Raw genomic sequence first — 14,497 nt, 5'->3', positions numbered from 1 at the left:
TCGGGTAGGGTCTGTGCTGCCCTGTGGCTAGGGCGCGGCCCCGCCGGAGACTGCATCCCTCCGGCGGGGCCGCTATCGTGCTCAGCGGGCGGCGGCGTCCAGCAGGGCGGCCTGGTCGTCGAGCACGCCGTCCAGGGCCTCGCGGATCTCCTGGTCGGTGACCTCGCGGGCGGCGTCCCGGTAGGCGATGCCGGAGGCGGTGACGGTCACGCCCAGGTCCTCCACGGCGGCGCGGATCTCGTCGAGGATCAGGCCGGCCAGGCGCTCGGTGTCGAAGTCGGCGGCGAAGTCGCCGACCATGGCGGCGGTGATGGCGTCCAGGTCGTCGCCCAGGCCGAAGCGGTGGAAGAAGTTGGCGGTGATCTCGGTGGTGGTCATTGTCTTGCTCCCTTGTGGCTAGGTGGTTGGCCCCTGTGGCCTCCCGACACCCCCAACTATACCTACGGGATATCCCGTAGGGCAACACGTGGGGGAGTGAACCGGGTCACAACATCGTCACGCCTCGATCTGCCGCAGCCCAGGCAAAGCGCCCGCCTGGCCGTGGCGCGAAGGCCGCCCCCACACCCGGTTGGGTGTGGGGGCGGCGGTATTGTCGTGTGTCTTACGGTGTCACCACAGGCTGTAGTGGCTGCAGTAGGCGGAGCCTGCGCTGCCGGACCCTGAGGAGCTGTCCTCCTGCTCGCCGTCGACGAGGATTTCGCAGCTCATGGTCTGTGAGTCGTCTTCGTTGAAGATGTCGCCGGTGACGGAGACGGACCAGTCACCGGACTCGTAGGGGAGCTCCTGGCTCCACTCGCCGGTGAAGTCCTCGGAGTGGGAGGACCCGTCGTGCATCCACAGGACGGTGCCGGAGCCGGAGGCCTCCGCCTTGAGCGTGATGGTCTTGCTCGGGGTCTCCTCGGCCTCTTCCTCGTCGGTGCTGGTGTCGTCTCCGCTGGCCTGCTCGGACTGGGTCTCGGACGTGGCTGCTGTGGTCTCCGTGTCGCTGGAGGTGTCGCTGCCGCCGCTTAGCTGGGCGATGACGACGACGGCGATGACGACGGCGGCGGCGATGAACCACCAGCGCTTCCAGATCGGCTTCTTCTGCGGGCCGGGAGCGGGTGCGGTCATGGGTGCCTCCTTGGTGGGGATGGGTGAGTGATCGGAGTCTGCCCCGTCTTGCACGCTGGCGTTGCGGTTATGAGACGGTTGTTACCGCATTGCGTGCAATTGCAATGTTAGCGGTCAGGCGGCTGCCTGGACGGCTCGGGTGAGTGCGTCGGTGGGCATGCGCACGTAGCGCTGGGTGGTCTCGGGCCTGCTGTGGCCGAGGACGGCGCCGACAGCGAGCAGGTCGCGTGTGCCGGCGAACATAGCGGTGGCGCACCTGTGGCGGAGAGTGTGGGCGGTCCACCCGTCGGGCAGGGCGGCGGAGACGAGTTTTGTCACGTGTCCGGGGGAGAGGTGCCCGCCGGTGCCTCCGGGGAACAGCCACCTCTCGCCGCGGCGTTGCGCGTCCCGGAGGATGGCGTGCAGGTCGTCGCGGATGATGGGCACGTACCTGGTTTTGCCGCCCTTGCCGGTGACGTAGAGGCCGGCGCCGTCGTAGCGGGTGACGTCGACGGCGGAGATCTCGGCGGCTCGCAGCCCGGCGTAGGCGCCGAGCATGATCATCGCGCGTGTCCTCGGCTCCGCCTCGGCCAGCGCTCGGGCGATGACATCCTCGGGTGCGGGGCGGGCGACTCCGGGTGGCACGCTGACGGGGGCGAGGCGTGCGGCCGGGTCCTCGGCGATGAGTTCCTCGGCGTGCAGCCATCGGAAAAACCCGGTGAGTGCGGTCCGGATGCTTTTGCGGGTGTCTGGTGCCCAGTCTCCGGCGAGGATCTGTCGTAGGTCGTCGGTGGTGACGTCCTCGGGCGAGGATGGCACGAGCCGGGCTGCGCGCATGACGTGGTGGCGGTAGAGGCGGATGGTGCCCTTGCTGCGTCCGGCGGCGGCGAGTGCGGTGGTCCAGCGGGCGGTGGTGTCCTCCCAGGTGAGCATTGCGGCGGTTCCCCTGTCTCCCGCGGCGGGCGTCGTTGCCGTGCTGGTGGCCCGGGAGATGGGGATGATCTGGCACCCGGCGGCTGCGGGTGAGGCGGGGCCGGCGCGTGAGCCCACCGTGTCTCTGCGGGGGACGAGCCGTGACCGGAGCTGCTGGATCGTGGCTGTCATGATGCGTGCTCGCAATCGCTGCGCTAGGCGGCGATGGTGAGTGCCCGTCGCTCAACCACGGGCAGTGTGATCACGCGCTGTGAACCGGAGGGTTGTTGGTTCGAGTCCAACCGCGGGAGCCGAGCGTAAGCCTCGCCCTTGAGGGCGGGGCTCTTTTTGTCTTCGTCCACAGCGGCGCCCGCGACTGCGGCGGTTGGCTCTGTGAGGCGCTGGACCCGTTCGGATAGCGCAGTGATCTGGTCGCGTAGGTCTGCGACCTGAGCACGTGTAGCCGCCTCCTGCTCGGCGTTCTCCTCTGTGACTAGGGAGATGATCCAGGAGGCGAGGGTGGCGGTCACCACACCGATCAGCGCTACGCCGCCAATCATGAGGAGTACCGCGGTGGCTCGGCAGCGGTTCGGTGAGTGGTTGATGGCGCGTGTCCCGGCGGCGCGGCGGGCGGGGAGTGTGGTGTGGCGATCGTGCTCGAGGGTCGTTCTCGGGCGGATGAGGTCGTATTCGCCGCGTGGGGGACGTTCTCGGGCTGATGAGGTCGTGCTCGGCCGGGCGCAGGGGGTCGTTTGGGGGCCCGGCGCTCCGCGTTCGGCGTCCAGCACCGCCAGGGAGCCTACGAAGGACAGTAGCGCCACGCTTCCTGCCGTGTATGCCATGATCTGCCCACGCAGCGCACTAAGTCGTTCGCGGGCTGGGATCCGTGAAATGGCCGCCTGCTGCGTGAGGATGGGAGGGCAGGCAAGCTGGAAAGCCTGCGGGCGGTTTGCCTCGAAGCTAGCATCCCTGTGTGGGCATGAAGATCACCCGTGAGGACGGCATTGAGGAGGAGTACGTACTCCTCCTCGAGGAAGCGCTGCCCAAGCTCGGGCTTCCTCTCAGTAGCAATAGGCTGGACGAGTTCCGTGGCGGTGAGCAGTTCATCGGCGCCGCGGACGTGCTGAGGATGTGCGTCGAGCGCGGCATCGACGTCACCGAGGAAGCGCTGGTGCCCGTCGAGGAGGACACCATCCTGTTCGCGGACGACCCCTGGGAGACCGCCCGCCACTACTACGCGCAGATCGTCGGCCACATCGCCGTGATCCGCGCCCGCCGCGCCGTCGGCACGACCTGAGACGGACAAGACGTCTCAGTAACCGGTGAGGTCGGCCCGGCGGCTGGCATTGCGCCGTCGGCTCTGGCAGCATGAGACTGCACGCCGCGTGCGTCACGTCGAGCGCCCGGATGATTCGAGAACGTTGGGGAAGACGAATCTCGGAACAACCAGGAGGCGATCCCCGTGAACGGTGCATACACCCGCGGTGTACTTTTCGTGCACTCCGCGCCCCGCGCCCTGTGCCCGCACATTGAATGGGCGGTGGCCGAGGTGCTAGGTAGTCGTGTCCACTTCGAGTGGACCGACCAGCCTGCCGCACCCGGGATGATGCGCGCCGAGACCAGCTGGGTGGGACGTGTCGGTACCGGCGCCCAGCTCACCAGCGCCCTGCGGGGGTGGGCGAATCTCCGCTACGAGGTCACTGAGGAGGCGTCGCCCGGCTACGACGGCGGGCGCTGGTCGCACACCCCCGACCTGGGTATCTTCCACGCCCAGACCGATGTGCACGGCAACGTGGTAATCCCCGAGGACCGGGTGCGGGCAGCGCTGGCCCATTCCGACCAGCCCGCGGTCATGCGTCGCCAGCTGGATCTGGCCCTCGGACAGGCCTGGGACGACGAGCTCGAACCCTTCCGCTACGCCGGCGCCGGGGCGCCCGTGCGCTGGCTGCACCGAGTCGGCTGACTCATCGCCCGCCCGGCGCCTCGCCGCAGGTGCCCACAGCCGTATCTACCGGCCTCGACACGTAAGTTCAGCCGAACTCGGTGAAGGGGCGGCGGGGATGCGGGTGAAGGCAAGCGCCACGTTGTGTCCGCCGAAGCCGAACGACGTGCTCACAGCCGCTTCCAGCCCGGGGGCGTCTCGCCCGGTCGGCCCCACCACGTCCAGGCCGAGTTCGGCAATGGCCGGGTCGACGCCGCCGGGCAGCAGCGTCGGCGGCAGCCACCGCTCCTGTAGCGCCATAATCGTCAGCACGGCCTCCAGGCCGCCGGCTCCCCGAGCAGATGCCCAGTCAGAGACTTCGTGGCAGACACGCCTGCGGCCGGCACGCTGCGCGCGAGCACCGCAGCCTCCACTGCGTCACCGGCGGGGGTGGAAGTGGCGTGGGCGTTGACGTGCCCGACCTGCTCGGCCCGCAGGCCGCCGCGGCGCAGTGCCTCCCGCAGCGCCCGCTCCTGCTGCTCGCCGGAGGGCTGTGGGCGCACCGGATCGTAACCGTCGGCAGTCACGGCGGCGCCCGCAAGGCGGGCCAGGGGCTGGGCGCCGCGGGCCGCGGCATGCTCGGCGGCCTCCAGAACCAGCACGCCGGCACCCTCCCCGAGCACGAATCCGTCGCGGTCCGGCGCGAAGGGCCTGGATGCGGTGGCGGGATCGTGGTTGCGGACGGACAGTGCCCGCATGGCGGCGAAGGCCGCCACCACCATCGGGTGCAGGGCTGCGTCCGTGCCACCTGCTAGGACCACATCGGCCCTGCCCAGGGCGATCAGGTCGGCACCGTAGGCAATCGCCTCCGCCCCGGAGGCGCATGCCGACACGGGTGCGTGCACACCGGCCCGCGCACCCAGCTCCAGGCCCACCGCTGCGGCTGGCGCATTGGGCATAAGTGCGGGAATCGCCGTCGGCGCCACCCGCCTGGGGCCGTGCTCGCGCAAGGCATCCCAGGCCTGCATTACCGAAAGCACCGGCCCTATCCCGGGGGAGAGGGAGACTGCCAGCCGCTGGGCGTCCACCTGCGGAGAGCCCGCTTGCGCCCACGCCTCCTGGGCTGCCACCAGCGCGCACTGGCTGGAGCGGTCCAGGCGTCGCCGCTGCCTGGCGGTGAGCGTCTCGCCGGGCTCAACGGCGAGCGGCGCACCGATCTGCACCGGCAGCTCGCCCGCCCAATCGGTAGCCAGTGCGCGTACTGCCGGGTGGCCGGCACGCAGCGCCCGCCAGGTGCCGGGTACATCGCCGGCCAGCGGGTTAGTGCTTCCCAGGCCCGTGACGACGATGCTGCGGGAGGTCAGTGCCCCGGGCCCGGATGCGGGTGGTGGCAGTGGCATCCCGCTCAGGCCCGCCGCTTGCTGACCAGTTCCACCAGGGCCTCTACGGTCGGGAGGGTGGGGATGAGGGAGTCGTCCAGGGCGATCCCGAAGCGCTCCTCCACCTGGGTGGCGATCGTCAGCAAGCCCAGGGAATCGATGTCCAGGTCGTCGGCGAAGCGGGATGCCGGGGTGACCAGAGAGGTATCGACGCCGGCCTCCTCGGCGACAATCTCGGTAACGACGGCGAGGACGTCGGCGGGCGCGTCAGCCATGAGAACTCCTAAACCAGTGATGTGGGTTTGAACTGCGGTTGAGTAGAGCGGGAGGTAGGCGCTACGGGCACGTAGCGGTGCCCTGCATGCGCGGGAAGTCCCGTTATATTGTGGGACTATTGTCCCACATAGGGTGGCTGTTCGTCCTCTCCGGTGGCCAGGCGGCCCACAATGACTGCCAGGTGCAGGACCAGGCCGTCGCGGGCGTCGGTGGCGTCCCAGCCGATCTGCTTGCTGACTCGCCCCAGCCTGTAGCGCACGGTGTTGGCATGGACGAACAGGGTACGTGCGGTCATCTCCAGGCTCCGGCCAAGGGCCAGGTACGTGGCGACGGTCTCCTCGTATAGGTCGCCCATGGCTCGCAGCGGCTCGGTCACCAGAACCTGAATCTGCTCGGCGGCCAGGGGGTCCCCCGCAAGCATCCGCTCGGGCAGCAGGTCGTCTGCGCGTACCGGGTTGGGCGCCTCCGCCCAGCCGGGCAGGGCACGCAGGCCCGCCAGCGCGGAGCGCAGCGAGCGGCCGGCCTGAGCCACGCCTGAAACCACCGGTCCGATGACCACGGCCCCGCCGAGGCTGGAGGCGATGCGGTCGGCCGCGGTGGCCAGGCCCTCCGGGGAGGGCGCGGCCCTGTCCCCAGTCTCCTTTTCCGCCTGGCCGCCGAGCACCACGACCACCGAGTCGCCGTGCACGGACACCAGGCAGTCGCTGACGTGTTGTCGGCATTCATGGCGCAGGCGCGATGCGGCCAGGGCATCGAGCGTCGTGCGGGCGACGATTACAATCACGGGGCCGGTGCCCCTCCAGCCGGCCGCGCTCGCGCGCGTGGCCGCGTCCTCGGAGGAGTCGTGCAGCATGGCGTCCACCGCGACCGACTCCAGGCGGGCGTCCCAGGCGCCGCGTGCCTCCGCCACGCGGGCATACACCTTTGCCGCGGCGAAGCCGACGTCACGGCCGAAGGTCAGGACATGGAAGCGGACCGCATCATGATCGGCAGCCGGCACCGCGTCCGGGGCCTGCTCCTCCACGACGTCTACGACGGTGCGCACCAGCTCCAGGGTCTGCTCCAGCGTGACCGTGCCGGTCAGGGCCACGGGGGCGACGTTGAAGATCTCCGAGGGGGCGGCTGCGTCCGACTGCTCGCCCACCGAGTCGACGAACATGCTCACCCCCAGCCGGGCGACCGTCTGGATCTGCGCCCGGGATGTGGCCGGCAGCGTGTTGTACCACGGGTGCGCCGCACTGATGCGGTCCAGGGAGTGCTCGATGAGGGTATTCTGCGCCTGCCGCAGAGCGGTGACCGACGGGGCGCTGAGCTGGTCCATGTGCTGATGCTAGCGAGCCGACGCCGGGAAGCGAACCGCCGTACCTCGACGGCAGCCTCTAACGGGTGTCAATCGCGTGGTTATTCCATGACCCTCGGTAGGGTCGGGCCGGGGGAGGCGCCGTCGACTCCACTACCGGCCCGGCTCGACGACGGCCCGCGCATCGCGGCACGGAGTTAGGGAAACCCATGGCTTCACCAGCAACCCGCACCGAGGAGGACCTGCTCGGTACCCGCCAGGTTCCCCTGGACGTGTACTGGGGGATTCACACCCTGCGCGCCACCGAGAACTTCCGCATCTCCAAGGAGACCGTTGGCGACCAGGAGGAGTTCGTGCGGGGCATGGTGGAGGTAAAGAAGGCCTCCGCCCTGACCAACAAGGAGCTGGGCACCATAAGTCCGCAGATCGCCGATGCGATCACCTGGGCGTGTGACCAGGTGCTGGTGGAGGGGCGCTGCCTGGACCAGTTCCCCATTGATGTATTCCAGGGCGGTGCGGGTACCAGCGTCAACATGAATACCAACGAGGTGATCGCCAACCTGGCCCTGGAGCACCTGGGCTACGCCAAGGGCCGCTACGACATCGTCAACCCCAATGACCACGTCAACAAGTCCCAGTCCACCAATGACGCCTACCCCACGGGGTTCCGCCTGGGGGTCTACCGTGCCGTCAACGGACTGGAGATGGACCTGTGCGACCTGATCGACGCCCTGCTGGCCAAGGGCAAGGAGTTCGCCGACGTGCTCAAGATGGGCCGCACCCAGTTGCAGGACGCGGTACCCATGAGCCTGGGATCGGAGTTCCGCGCCTTCGCGGAGCTACTGGACGAGGAGATCCCCCGGCTGATGAACAACTCGGCGCTGCTGCTGGAGGTCAACCTGGGGGCGACGGCGATCGGCACCGGCCTGAACACTCCACCCGGATACCGCCAGGCGGTGGTACGCCACCTGCGTGAGGTGACCGGGCTGAGGGTTACCGGTGCCCACAACCTGCTGGAGGCCACCGGTGACACCGGCGCCTACGTCTCCATGCACGCCGCCATCAAGCGCCTGGCCGTGAAGCTGTCCAAGATCTGCAATGACCTGCGGCTGCTGTCCTCCGGGCCGCGTGCGGGCCTGGCCGAGATCCGGCTCCCGGAGCGGCAGGCCGGCTCCTCGATCATGCCCGCGAAGGTCAACCCGGTTATCCCCGAGGTGGTTAACCAGGTTTGCTTCAAGGTGATCGGCAACGACCTGACGGTGACGATGGCGGCCGAGGCCGGGCAGCTGCAGCTTAACGTCATGGAGCCCGTGATCGCCCAGGCGTGCTTCGAGTCGATCCGGCTGCTGCGTCACGCCCTGGTGACGCTCAGGGAGCTGTGCGTGGTAGGTATTGAGGCCAATGCGGAGGTGTGCCGCCGTAACGTCATGAACTCCATCGGCATAGTCACCTACTTGAACGAGGTGATTGGTCACCGCAACGGTGACCTGGTGGGACGTGAGTGCGCCCGGAGCGGGCGCAACGTCCGCGAGGTGGTGCTGGAGATGGGGCTGCTGGACGAGGCTACGCTGGATGAGCTGCTCAGCCCGGAGAACCTGATGCGCCCGCGCTACCGGGACGCCGGCCACCACTCAGGCTCGGGCGAGGATGCGCGTGCCGTGGTTGAGGGTTGAGGCAGGGGCGGCGTCGGCGGGTTGGCCCGCCGACGCCGCCCCTGCGTCCTGGCGATGGGAGCGCTCAGGACTCCCCGCCCTGGGAACCAGACCGGCCGGCGGCGGGGTCCCGAAGCTGGTAGCGGGCGATGGCCTGGGATAGCACGGAGCGGTCCATCCGCCCCTGTGCCACCAGCGCCTGGAGCGTCTTGACCACCACTGACTCGGCATCGATCAGGTAGTGGCGGCGGGCGGCTGCGCGCGTGTCGGAGAAGCCGAAGCCGTCGGCGCCCAGGGTGTGGAAGTCCCCGGGAACCCAGGCGCGGATCTGGTCAGGCACCAGGTGGTCGAAGTCGCTGGTGGCGATGAATGGACCGGAGGCCTCACCCAGCTTGGCGGTCAGGTAGGGCACGCGGGCCGGCTCATCCGGGTGCAGGAGGTTGTGCTGCTCAGCCTCCAGGGCCTCGCGGCGCAGCTCGTTCCAGCTGGTCACCGACCACACGCCGGCGCGCACTCCCCAGTCCTCGGCCAGAAGGCGGCGAGCCTCCTGCACCCAGGGAACTGCCACGCCCGAGGCGAGCAGCTGCACCTCGGGCCCGTCGCCCTCGGGCGGCACGTCGAGGCGGTGAATGCCCCGGAGAATCCCCTCGACGTCAGCGTCTGCGGGCTCGGCCGGCTGGTGGATCGGCTCGTTGTACACCGTCAGGTAGTACATGACGTCCCGGTTGCGGCCGGAATCCGGCCCATACCAGCGCTCAAGCGCGTCGCGCACGATGTGCCGGATCTCGTAGGCGTAGGCCGGATCGTAGGTGACCACCGCCTCGTTGGTGGCAGCCAGCAGGGGGGAGTGCCCGTCCATGTGCTGGGTGCCTTCACCGGTAAGGGTGGTGCGGCCTGCGGTGGCGCCGATGATGAAGCCGCGCGTGAGCTGGTCGCCGGCCGCCCAGAACTGGTCGCCGGTGCGCTGGAAGCCGAACATCGAGTAGAAGATGTAAACGGGGATCATCGGCTCCCCGTGGGTGGAGTAGCTGGTGCCGGCCACCTGGAACAGCGCGGCCGAGCCAGCCTCGTTGATGCCGGTGTGCATGATCTGCCCGGAGGTCGACTCCCGGTAGGACAGCATCATCTCCGCGTCCACCGGCGTGTAGTTCTGGCCCTGGGTGTTGAAGATCTTGCGGGTGGGGAACAGCGACTCCAGCCCGAATGTGCGGGACTCGTCCGGCACGATCGGCACGATGCGCCGTCCGATGTGCTCGTCCTTGATCAGCTCCTTGAGCAGCCGCACGAAGGCCATGGTGCTGGCGACCTGCTGCTTTCCGGAGCCGCCCTTGAGGATCTCGTAGGGGGCGTCACCGGGCAGCTGCAGCTGCGCGCCGGGGTCACGGCGCTCGGGCAGGAAGCCCCCAGGCGGCGGCGCCGCTCAAGCATGTAGGCCAGCGCCGGGTCGTCCGGCTCGGGGCGGTAGTAGGGAGGCAGCTTCGGATTCGCCTCGAGCTCGGCGTCGCTGATCGGGATGTGCAGGCGGTCGCGCAGCCCCTTGAGGTCCTCCAGGCCCAGCTTCTTCATCTGGTGGGTGGCGTTGCGGCCGGCGAAGTGGGAGCCCAACAGGTAGCCCTTGACCGTCTGCGCCAGGATGACGGTGGGCTGGCCCTTGTGCTCGGTGGCCGCCTTGTAGGCGGCGTACATCTTGTGGTAGTCGTTGCCGCCGCGTTGGAGGGCCCAGATCTCCTCATCCGTCCAGTTCTCCACCAGCTTGGCCGTGCGCGGGTCGCGACCGAAGAAGTGCTCGCGCACGTAGGCGCCGTCGTTGGCCTTGAAGGTCTGGTAGTCGCCGTCGAGCGTCTCCATCATCAGGTGCTCCAGGGCGTGGTCCTTGTCCGCCGCGAGCAGCCGGTCCCAGCCGCGCCCCCAGATCACCTTGATGACGTTCCAGCCCGCACCCTTGAAGCAGGCCTCCAGCTCCTGAATGATCTTGCCGTTGCCGCGCACCGGCCCGTCGAGCCGCTGGAGGTTGCAGTTGACCACGAAGGTGAGGTTGTCCAGCTGCTGGGAGGCGGCCAGCTGCAGCATGCCGCGGGACTCCGGCTCGTCCATCTCCCCGTCGCCCAGGAAGGCCCAGGTGTGCTGGGCGGAGGTGTCCTTGATGCCGGCGCCCTGCAGGTAGCGGTCGAACCAGGCCTGGTAGATGGCCTCCGCCGGCCCCAGCCCCATCGAGACGGTGGGGTACTCCCAGAAGTCCTCCATGCGCCGCGGGTGCGGGTAGGAGGGCAGGCCCCGCCCGCCGGCCGGCCGGGAGACCTCCTGCCGGAACCCGTCCAGGTCCGCCTCGGTCAGCCGGCCCTCCAGGAAGGCGCGGGCATAGTTACCGGGGGAGGCATGCCCCTGGAAGAAGACGTGGTCGCCTCCGCCGGGGTGGTCCTTGCCGCGGAAGAAGTGGTTGAAGCCGACCTCGTAGAGGGTGGCGGTGGAGGCATAGGAGGAGATGTGCCCGCCGACGCTGATGCCGGGCCGCTGTGCCCGGGTAACCATCACGGCGGCGTTCCACCGCAGCCAACGGCGGTATGTGCGCTCAACGTCCTCGTCGCCGGGGTAGTAGGGCTCGTCAACGACGTCGATGGTGTTGACGTAGGGCGTGGTGGTCTGTGCCGGCACGGTCACGTTCTTGCGGCGCGCCTCGGCGAGCAGGTTCAGCAGGATGAAGCGGGCCCGGGGTCCGCCCTTGTCCGCGATGAGGGCGTCGAGGGAGTCACGCCACTCGCCGGTCTCGTCCGGATCATTGTCCGCGACCTTGTGCAGCAGGCCGTCGATTAGTGGAGTGAAGTCGTTGGTAGGGCTCACGGAGATCCTCTTTCTTCGTGTCCGGGCGGCTTAGACGGGGCGCGGCAGGCGGTGTGCCGAGGGCATCGCCCGCCGCGCCGGTCGCGTGCGCTACTAGCACTCCTAATCTAGGAGGCGGAGGCGCTCCGACGCACCCAAAATCGGGAATAAAGTCCCAGAGCAGATGTGGCCTCGAGCACGTTGTGGCGTGTATTACAGGCGGCGGCTCTGAAGGATCCCGCGGGCGGGCGTCGTGCTCTCGGGCGTGTTCGCTTGCGTCCGGCGGGTCTGGTGCGGTGGGCTAGTGCAGTAGCTAGAACCGAGTGCCGCGAAGGCGGCCGACGCACGGGCCAAGCGGCCCCGGCATGAAACGGAGAGAACAGCAGTGGCGAGTACAGCGGCCGGAGCCTTCGGCTTCGCCCCCGGTCTGATCATCCAGGAATTCGGATACGACGACGACGTCGACGAGGCCCTACGACAGGCCGCCGAGGCCCAGACCGGCACCGAGCTCGTGGACGAGGACTTCGAGGACGTTGCGGACTCCGCAATCATCTGGTGGCGCGACGACGACGGTGACATCGACGACCTGACCGACCTGCTGGTTGACGCCCAGGCCAACCTCGACGGTGACGGCCTGGTGTGGGTTCTGACCCCCAAGGCGCGCACCACCGGGGCGGTTGACGCCACCGAGATCGAGGAGGCGGCGCGAACAGCCGGCATGCACGCGACCTCCGCGGCCTCAATGGGGGAGCGCTGGAGCGGTATCCGCGTCTCCAGCCGCAGGCACTGAGCGGGCATTGAGCAGGCACTGGGCGGGCGCTGAGCGGGACGGCGTGCCGGGAGACGACGTCGGCTGGGGCACTGTGCCTCGCTGCTCCCCGTAGGGCGACCCGCCGGTCCCCGTTGCCGTGGACGGCCGTCGACGGCGCTAGAATGTCCCGCGCCGCCGCTTTCACCAGTGGCGGGCACGGACCTGTAGCTCAGTTGGTAGAGCAACGCGTTTACACCGCGTAGGTCGTCGGTTCGAGCCCGGCCGGGTCCACCCATCGCCCTCGGGCGCCGCTGACCCCAGGCGGCCAGTCTCATGCGCAGCACCGAGAGGAGTGCCGTGGCTAGTACCCGACGCAGGCGCCGCTGGCAGCGGGCGCCGTCGCCGGGATTCTGGCTGCGGGGGAGGGGCGCGGTTTGGGCCGCGTGCCGGAGGCGGAGCTCATGGCCCGCTACGCAGTGGGCGGCCGCGGCTACACCGGTCCGCTCGTGCTTGAGGCGGCGAGCCGCTCCACCTGGGAGAATGTCGCCGCAGTCATCCCCCTGATCGAGCACTGCTCCCGCATCGTCATCGTCTCCGACTCCGTGCATGCACTCAAGGCCAGGCTCTTCCTGCACCAGCAGCGCCCCGATCTGGCTGCCCGGCTGGCCCGAGCGGATGATTACCGGCCGGGCGAGCGCCTGCTGCACAAGCCCGGAACCGCCCTGGCGGGAATGATTGACCTGGGTCTGTCGGTATGGGGGCCGGGTTGGGCGCGTGACTCAGCCACCGGCATGGCGGGGCTGCGGCGTGTGCTGGCGTGCGGTCAAGCCAGGGTGCTCATGAAGCGGCCCAGGCGCTTCAAGCCCTCGGTGATCTCCTCCCGGGAGGCCGCGTACGACAAGCGCACGTGCGACTCGGCGGTGCGCACCCCGAAGTCGCGCCCCGGCGTCAGCGCCACATGCGCCTCATCGAGCGCCCGCATGCAGAAGTCCCACGAGGACAGCCCCGTATCGGAGACGTCGAAGTAAATGTAGAAAGCACCGTCGGGCTCCACCGGAATGTTCAGGCCCAGTCGGCGCAGCTGTCCGAGCGCCAGGTGACGCCGCTCCACCAGCTCGCGCCGACGTTGCTCGCACACTGCCAGCGACTGGGGCGTGAACGCCTCCAGGGCGGCGATCTGGGCCGGCGTCGAGGCGCACAGGAAGTAGTTGACCGCCAGGTTGCGCGCCGGCTCGACCAGCGACTCGGGCAGCACCACCCAGCCCAGCCGCCATCCCGTCATCCCGAAGAACTTCGAGAAGCTGGAGATCACGATCGCCTCCGGGTCCAGTGCCAGCACCGTGCGCGCCGGACGTCCCTGCGCATCCGGATCCGCCAGACCCAGGTAGATCTCATCCACGATCCGCCACGCGCCCGCTGCACGCGCCGCGCGGCAGATCCGGTCCAGCTCGGCATAGGGAATGGAGGTGCCCGTGGGGTTCGACGGCGTGGCCATCATGACGGCGTTGGTGTATGGGGTCCACGCCGTCTCCATGGCGTCCAGCTCCAGCTGGTACCGGGACTCGGCAAGCGTGGGGGCCAGTACGATGCGTCCCCCGAAGGAGGCCACGAGCTCACGGTTGCACGGGTAGCAGGGGTCGGCGATCACCACGTCGTCGCCCGGCTCGGTGGTCAGGGCGGCGGCCAGCAGCAGCGCCGCGGAGGCCCCCGAGGTCACCAGGACTCGCTCCGGATCGACCTGCACGTCATGGTGCTCGCGGTAGAAGCGGGAGATCGCCTCTCGTAGCTGTGGCAGCCCCGCTGCTGCCGTGTAGGGCAGTTCCTGGTGGGCCACGCGGGCCAGGGCGTCGCACACCGCCGGCGGGGCGCCGAAGTCGGGCTCGCCCAGACTGAGCTTTGCGACCGAGTACCCGCGGGCCTCGATCTCGCGGGCGCGTGCTCCGATGCTCATTGCGTGGAACGGCGGAGCTGTGACGGCGCGCTGCGCGAGCTTCATGATTCCCTTCCGGAAGACGTGCGCACCGAGCGGCTGCGCGAGACGAATGCATCAGGGTAGTAAGGTTAGGTCCGCCTGCCGAGCGACGCACAGGGTGTGGGATGGGAATTTCGCCACCACGCTGACTGATAGTCTCTACTGCGTCGGTCGCCCGACCGGCGCCAGGGCAGGCGCCCGCGCCCGCGGACACGCCTGCGCGCCCCCTTAGCTCAGTGGTTAGAGCAGCGAGCTTATACCTCGTCCGTGCCTGATAAGCACATGGTCCTGGGTTCGAATCCCAGAGGGGGTACTGGAACGTAGCGGAGCACCGACTGGCCCCTGTGGTGGAACGGTAGACACGGCGACCTTAAAAGTCGCTGCCTGCGGGCGTGCGGGTTCGAGACCCGCCAGGGGCACCATCACCG

At 69.1% G+C, this 14,497-nt stretch carries 10 protein-coding genes, 3 tRNA genes and 4 pseudogenes; 8 read left to right on the top strand and 9 right to left on the bottom strand.

What is annotated here, in order from left to right; translation table 11 throughout:
* Positions 1 to 81: 81 nt before the first annotated feature.
* The 4 genes and pseudogenes from CWT12_RS06400 to CWT12_RS13905 all read right to left on the bottom strand — a co-directional run.
* The gene (locus tag CWT12_RS06400; protein WP_161924141.1) at positions 82 to 378 is read right to left on the bottom strand and encodes a hypothetical protein; all 297 of its coding nucleotides are present in this window, start codon (positions 376 to 378) and stop codon (positions 82 to 84) included.
* A gap of 231 nt (positions 379 to 609) precedes the next feature.
* The gene (locus CWT12_RS06395; RefSeq protein WP_161924140.1) at positions 610 to 1,110 is read right to left on the bottom strand and encodes a hypothetical protein; all 501 of its coding nucleotides are present in this window, start codon (positions 1,108 to 1,110) and stop codon (positions 610 to 612) included.
* A 114-nt stretch (positions 1,111 to 1,224) separates the two neighbouring features.
* Positions 1,225 to 2,193, bottom strand: coding sequence for a tyrosine-type recombinase/integrase (locus CWT12_RS06390; RefSeq protein ID WP_202616287.1), 969 nt, complete (start codon positions 2,191 to 2,193; stop codon positions 1,225 to 1,227).
* A gap of 23 nt (positions 2,194 to 2,216) precedes the next feature.
* Positions 2,217 to 2,576, bottom strand: a pseudogene (locus tag CWT12_RS13905) (hypothetical protein); the annotation flags it as partial.
* A 404-nt stretch (positions 2,577 to 2,980) separates the two neighbouring features.
* On the opposite strand from CWT12_RS13905, the gene CWT12_RS06380 reads away from it, so the two are divergent.
* Entirely contained in the window at positions 2,981 to 3,298 is a 318-nt protein-coding gene (locus CWT12_RS06380) for a hypothetical protein (protein ID WP_161924139.1), read from the top strand.
* A 165-nt stretch (positions 3,299 to 3,463) separates the two neighbouring features.
* A complete protein-coding gene (locus CWT12_RS06375) occupies positions 3,464 to 3,964 on the top strand; it encodes a DUF3145 domain-containing protein (RefSeq protein WP_161924138.1) in 501 nt (166 codons plus the stop codon).
* Positions 3,965 to 4,009: 45 nt separating this feature from the next.
* Here CWT12_RS06375 and CWT12_RS06370 read toward each other — a convergent pair.
* From CWT12_RS06370 to CWT12_RS06360, 3 genes and pseudogenes are all read right to left on the bottom strand, one after another.
* Positions 4,010 to 5,322: pseudogene (locus CWT12_RS06370) on the bottom strand (beta-ketoacyl-[acyl-carrier-protein] synthase family protein).
* 5 nt (positions 5,323 to 5,327) lie between these two features.
* Positions 5,328 to 5,576: an acyl carrier protein gene (locus tag CWT12_RS06365; RefSeq protein WP_161924137.1), complete on the bottom strand. Its 249-nt coding sequence runs from the start codon at positions 5,574 to 5,576 to the stop codon at positions 5,328 to 5,330.
* 116 nt (positions 5,577 to 5,692) lie between these two features.
* Positions 5,693 to 6,898, bottom strand: coding sequence for a PucR family transcriptional regulator (locus CWT12_RS06360; RefSeq protein ID WP_161924136.1), 1,206 nt, complete (start codon positions 6,896 to 6,898; stop codon positions 5,693 to 5,695).
* Between the two features lie 188 nt (positions 6,899 to 7,086).
* Between CWT12_RS06360 and aspA the strand changes: the two genes are divergently transcribed.
* Positions 7,087 to 8,550, top strand: a complete 1,464-nt coding sequence (gene aspA / locus CWT12_RS06355; protein WP_161924135.1) for an aspartate ammonia-lyase — start codon at positions 7,087 to 7,089, stop codon at positions 8,548 to 8,550.
* Positions 8,551 to 8,614: 64 nt separating this feature from the next.
* On the opposite strand, the pseudogene aceE reads toward aspA, so the two are convergent.
* A pseudogene (aceE, locus tag CWT12_RS06350) lies at positions 8,615 to 11,367 on the bottom strand (pyruvate dehydrogenase (acetyl-transferring), homodimeric type).
* A gap of 364 nt (positions 11,368 to 11,731) precedes the next feature.
* Here aceE and CWT12_RS06345 point away from each other — a divergent pair.
* The 3 genes and pseudogenes from CWT12_RS06345 to CWT12_RS14335 all read left to right on the top strand — a co-directional run.
* The gene (locus CWT12_RS06345) at positions 11,732 to 12,136 is read left to right on the top strand and encodes a DUF3052 domain-containing protein (protein ID WP_161924134.1); all 405 of its coding nucleotides are present in this window, start codon (positions 11,732 to 11,734) and stop codon (positions 12,134 to 12,136) included.
* A 179-nt stretch (positions 12,137 to 12,315) separates the two neighbouring features.
* Positions 12,316 to 12,388, top strand: a tRNA-Val gene (locus tag CWT12_RS06340).
* Positions 12,389 to 12,480: 92 nt separating this feature from the next.
* Positions 12,481 to 12,741, top strand: a pseudogene (locus CWT12_RS14335) (ElyC/SanA/YdcF family protein); the annotation flags it as partial.
* A 179-nt stretch (positions 12,742 to 12,920) separates the two neighbouring features.
* On the opposite strand, the gene CWT12_RS06330 reads toward CWT12_RS14335, so the two are convergent.
* Entirely contained in the window at positions 12,921 to 14,093 is a 1,173-nt protein-coding gene (locus CWT12_RS06330) for an aminotransferase class I/II-fold pyridoxal phosphate-dependent enzyme (protein ID WP_161924133.1), read from the bottom strand.
* 198 nt (positions 14,094 to 14,291) lie between these two features.
* Between CWT12_RS06330 and CWT12_RS06325 the strand changes: the two genes are divergently transcribed.
* A tRNA-Ile gene (locus tag CWT12_RS06325) sits at positions 14,292 to 14,382 on the top strand.
* A 25-nt stretch (positions 14,383 to 14,407) separates the two neighbouring features.
* Positions 14,408 to 14,491: transfer RNA gene (locus CWT12_RS06320), tRNA-Leu, on the top strand.
* The last annotated feature ends 6 nt before the right edge of the window (positions 14,492 to 14,497 follow it).

The sequence above is a fragment of the Actinomyces sp. 432 genome (assembly GCF_009930875.1).
In the GTDB taxonomy this organism is placed as follows: domain Bacteria; phylum Actinomycetota; class Actinomycetes; order Actinomycetales; family Actinomycetaceae; genus Actinomyces.
Note: the sequence above shows the minus strand (reverse complement) of the source record. Positions and strands in the feature narration are given on the sequence as shown.

Excerpts from the sequence above, each read along its gene's own strand:
- CWT12_RS06360 (WP_161924136.1), bottom strand. The coding sequence starts at position 6,898 with ATGGACCAGCTCAGCGCCCCGTCGGTCACCGCTCTGCGGCAGGCGCAG.
- CWT12_RS06390 (WP_202616287.1), bottom strand. The coding sequence starts at position 2,193 with ATGACAGCCACGATCCAGCAGCTCCGGTCACGGCTCGTCCCCCGCAGA.
- aspA (WP_161924135.1), top strand. The coding sequence starts at position 7,087 with ATGGCTTCACCAGCAACCCGCACCGAGGAGGACCTGCTCGGTACCCGC.
- CWT12_RS06365 (WP_161924137.1), bottom strand. The coding sequence starts at position 5,576 with ATGGCTGACGCGCCCGCCGACGTCCTCGCCGTCGTTACCGAGATTGTC.
- CWT12_RS06380 (WP_161924139.1), top strand. The coding sequence starts at position 2,981 with ATGAAGATCACCCGTGAGGACGGCATTGAGGAGGAGTACGTACTCCTC.
- CWT12_RS06330 (WP_161924133.1), bottom strand. The coding sequence starts at position 14,093 with ATGAAGCTCGCGCAGCGCGCCGTCACAGCTCCGCCGTTCCACGCAATG.
- CWT12_RS06395 (WP_161924140.1), bottom strand. The coding sequence starts at position 1,110 with ATGACCGCACCCGCTCCCGGCCCGCAGAAGAAGCCGATCTGGAAGCGC.
- CWT12_RS06400 (WP_161924141.1), bottom strand. The coding sequence starts at position 378 with ATGACCACCACCGAGATCACCGCCAACTTCTTCCACCGCTTCGGCCTG.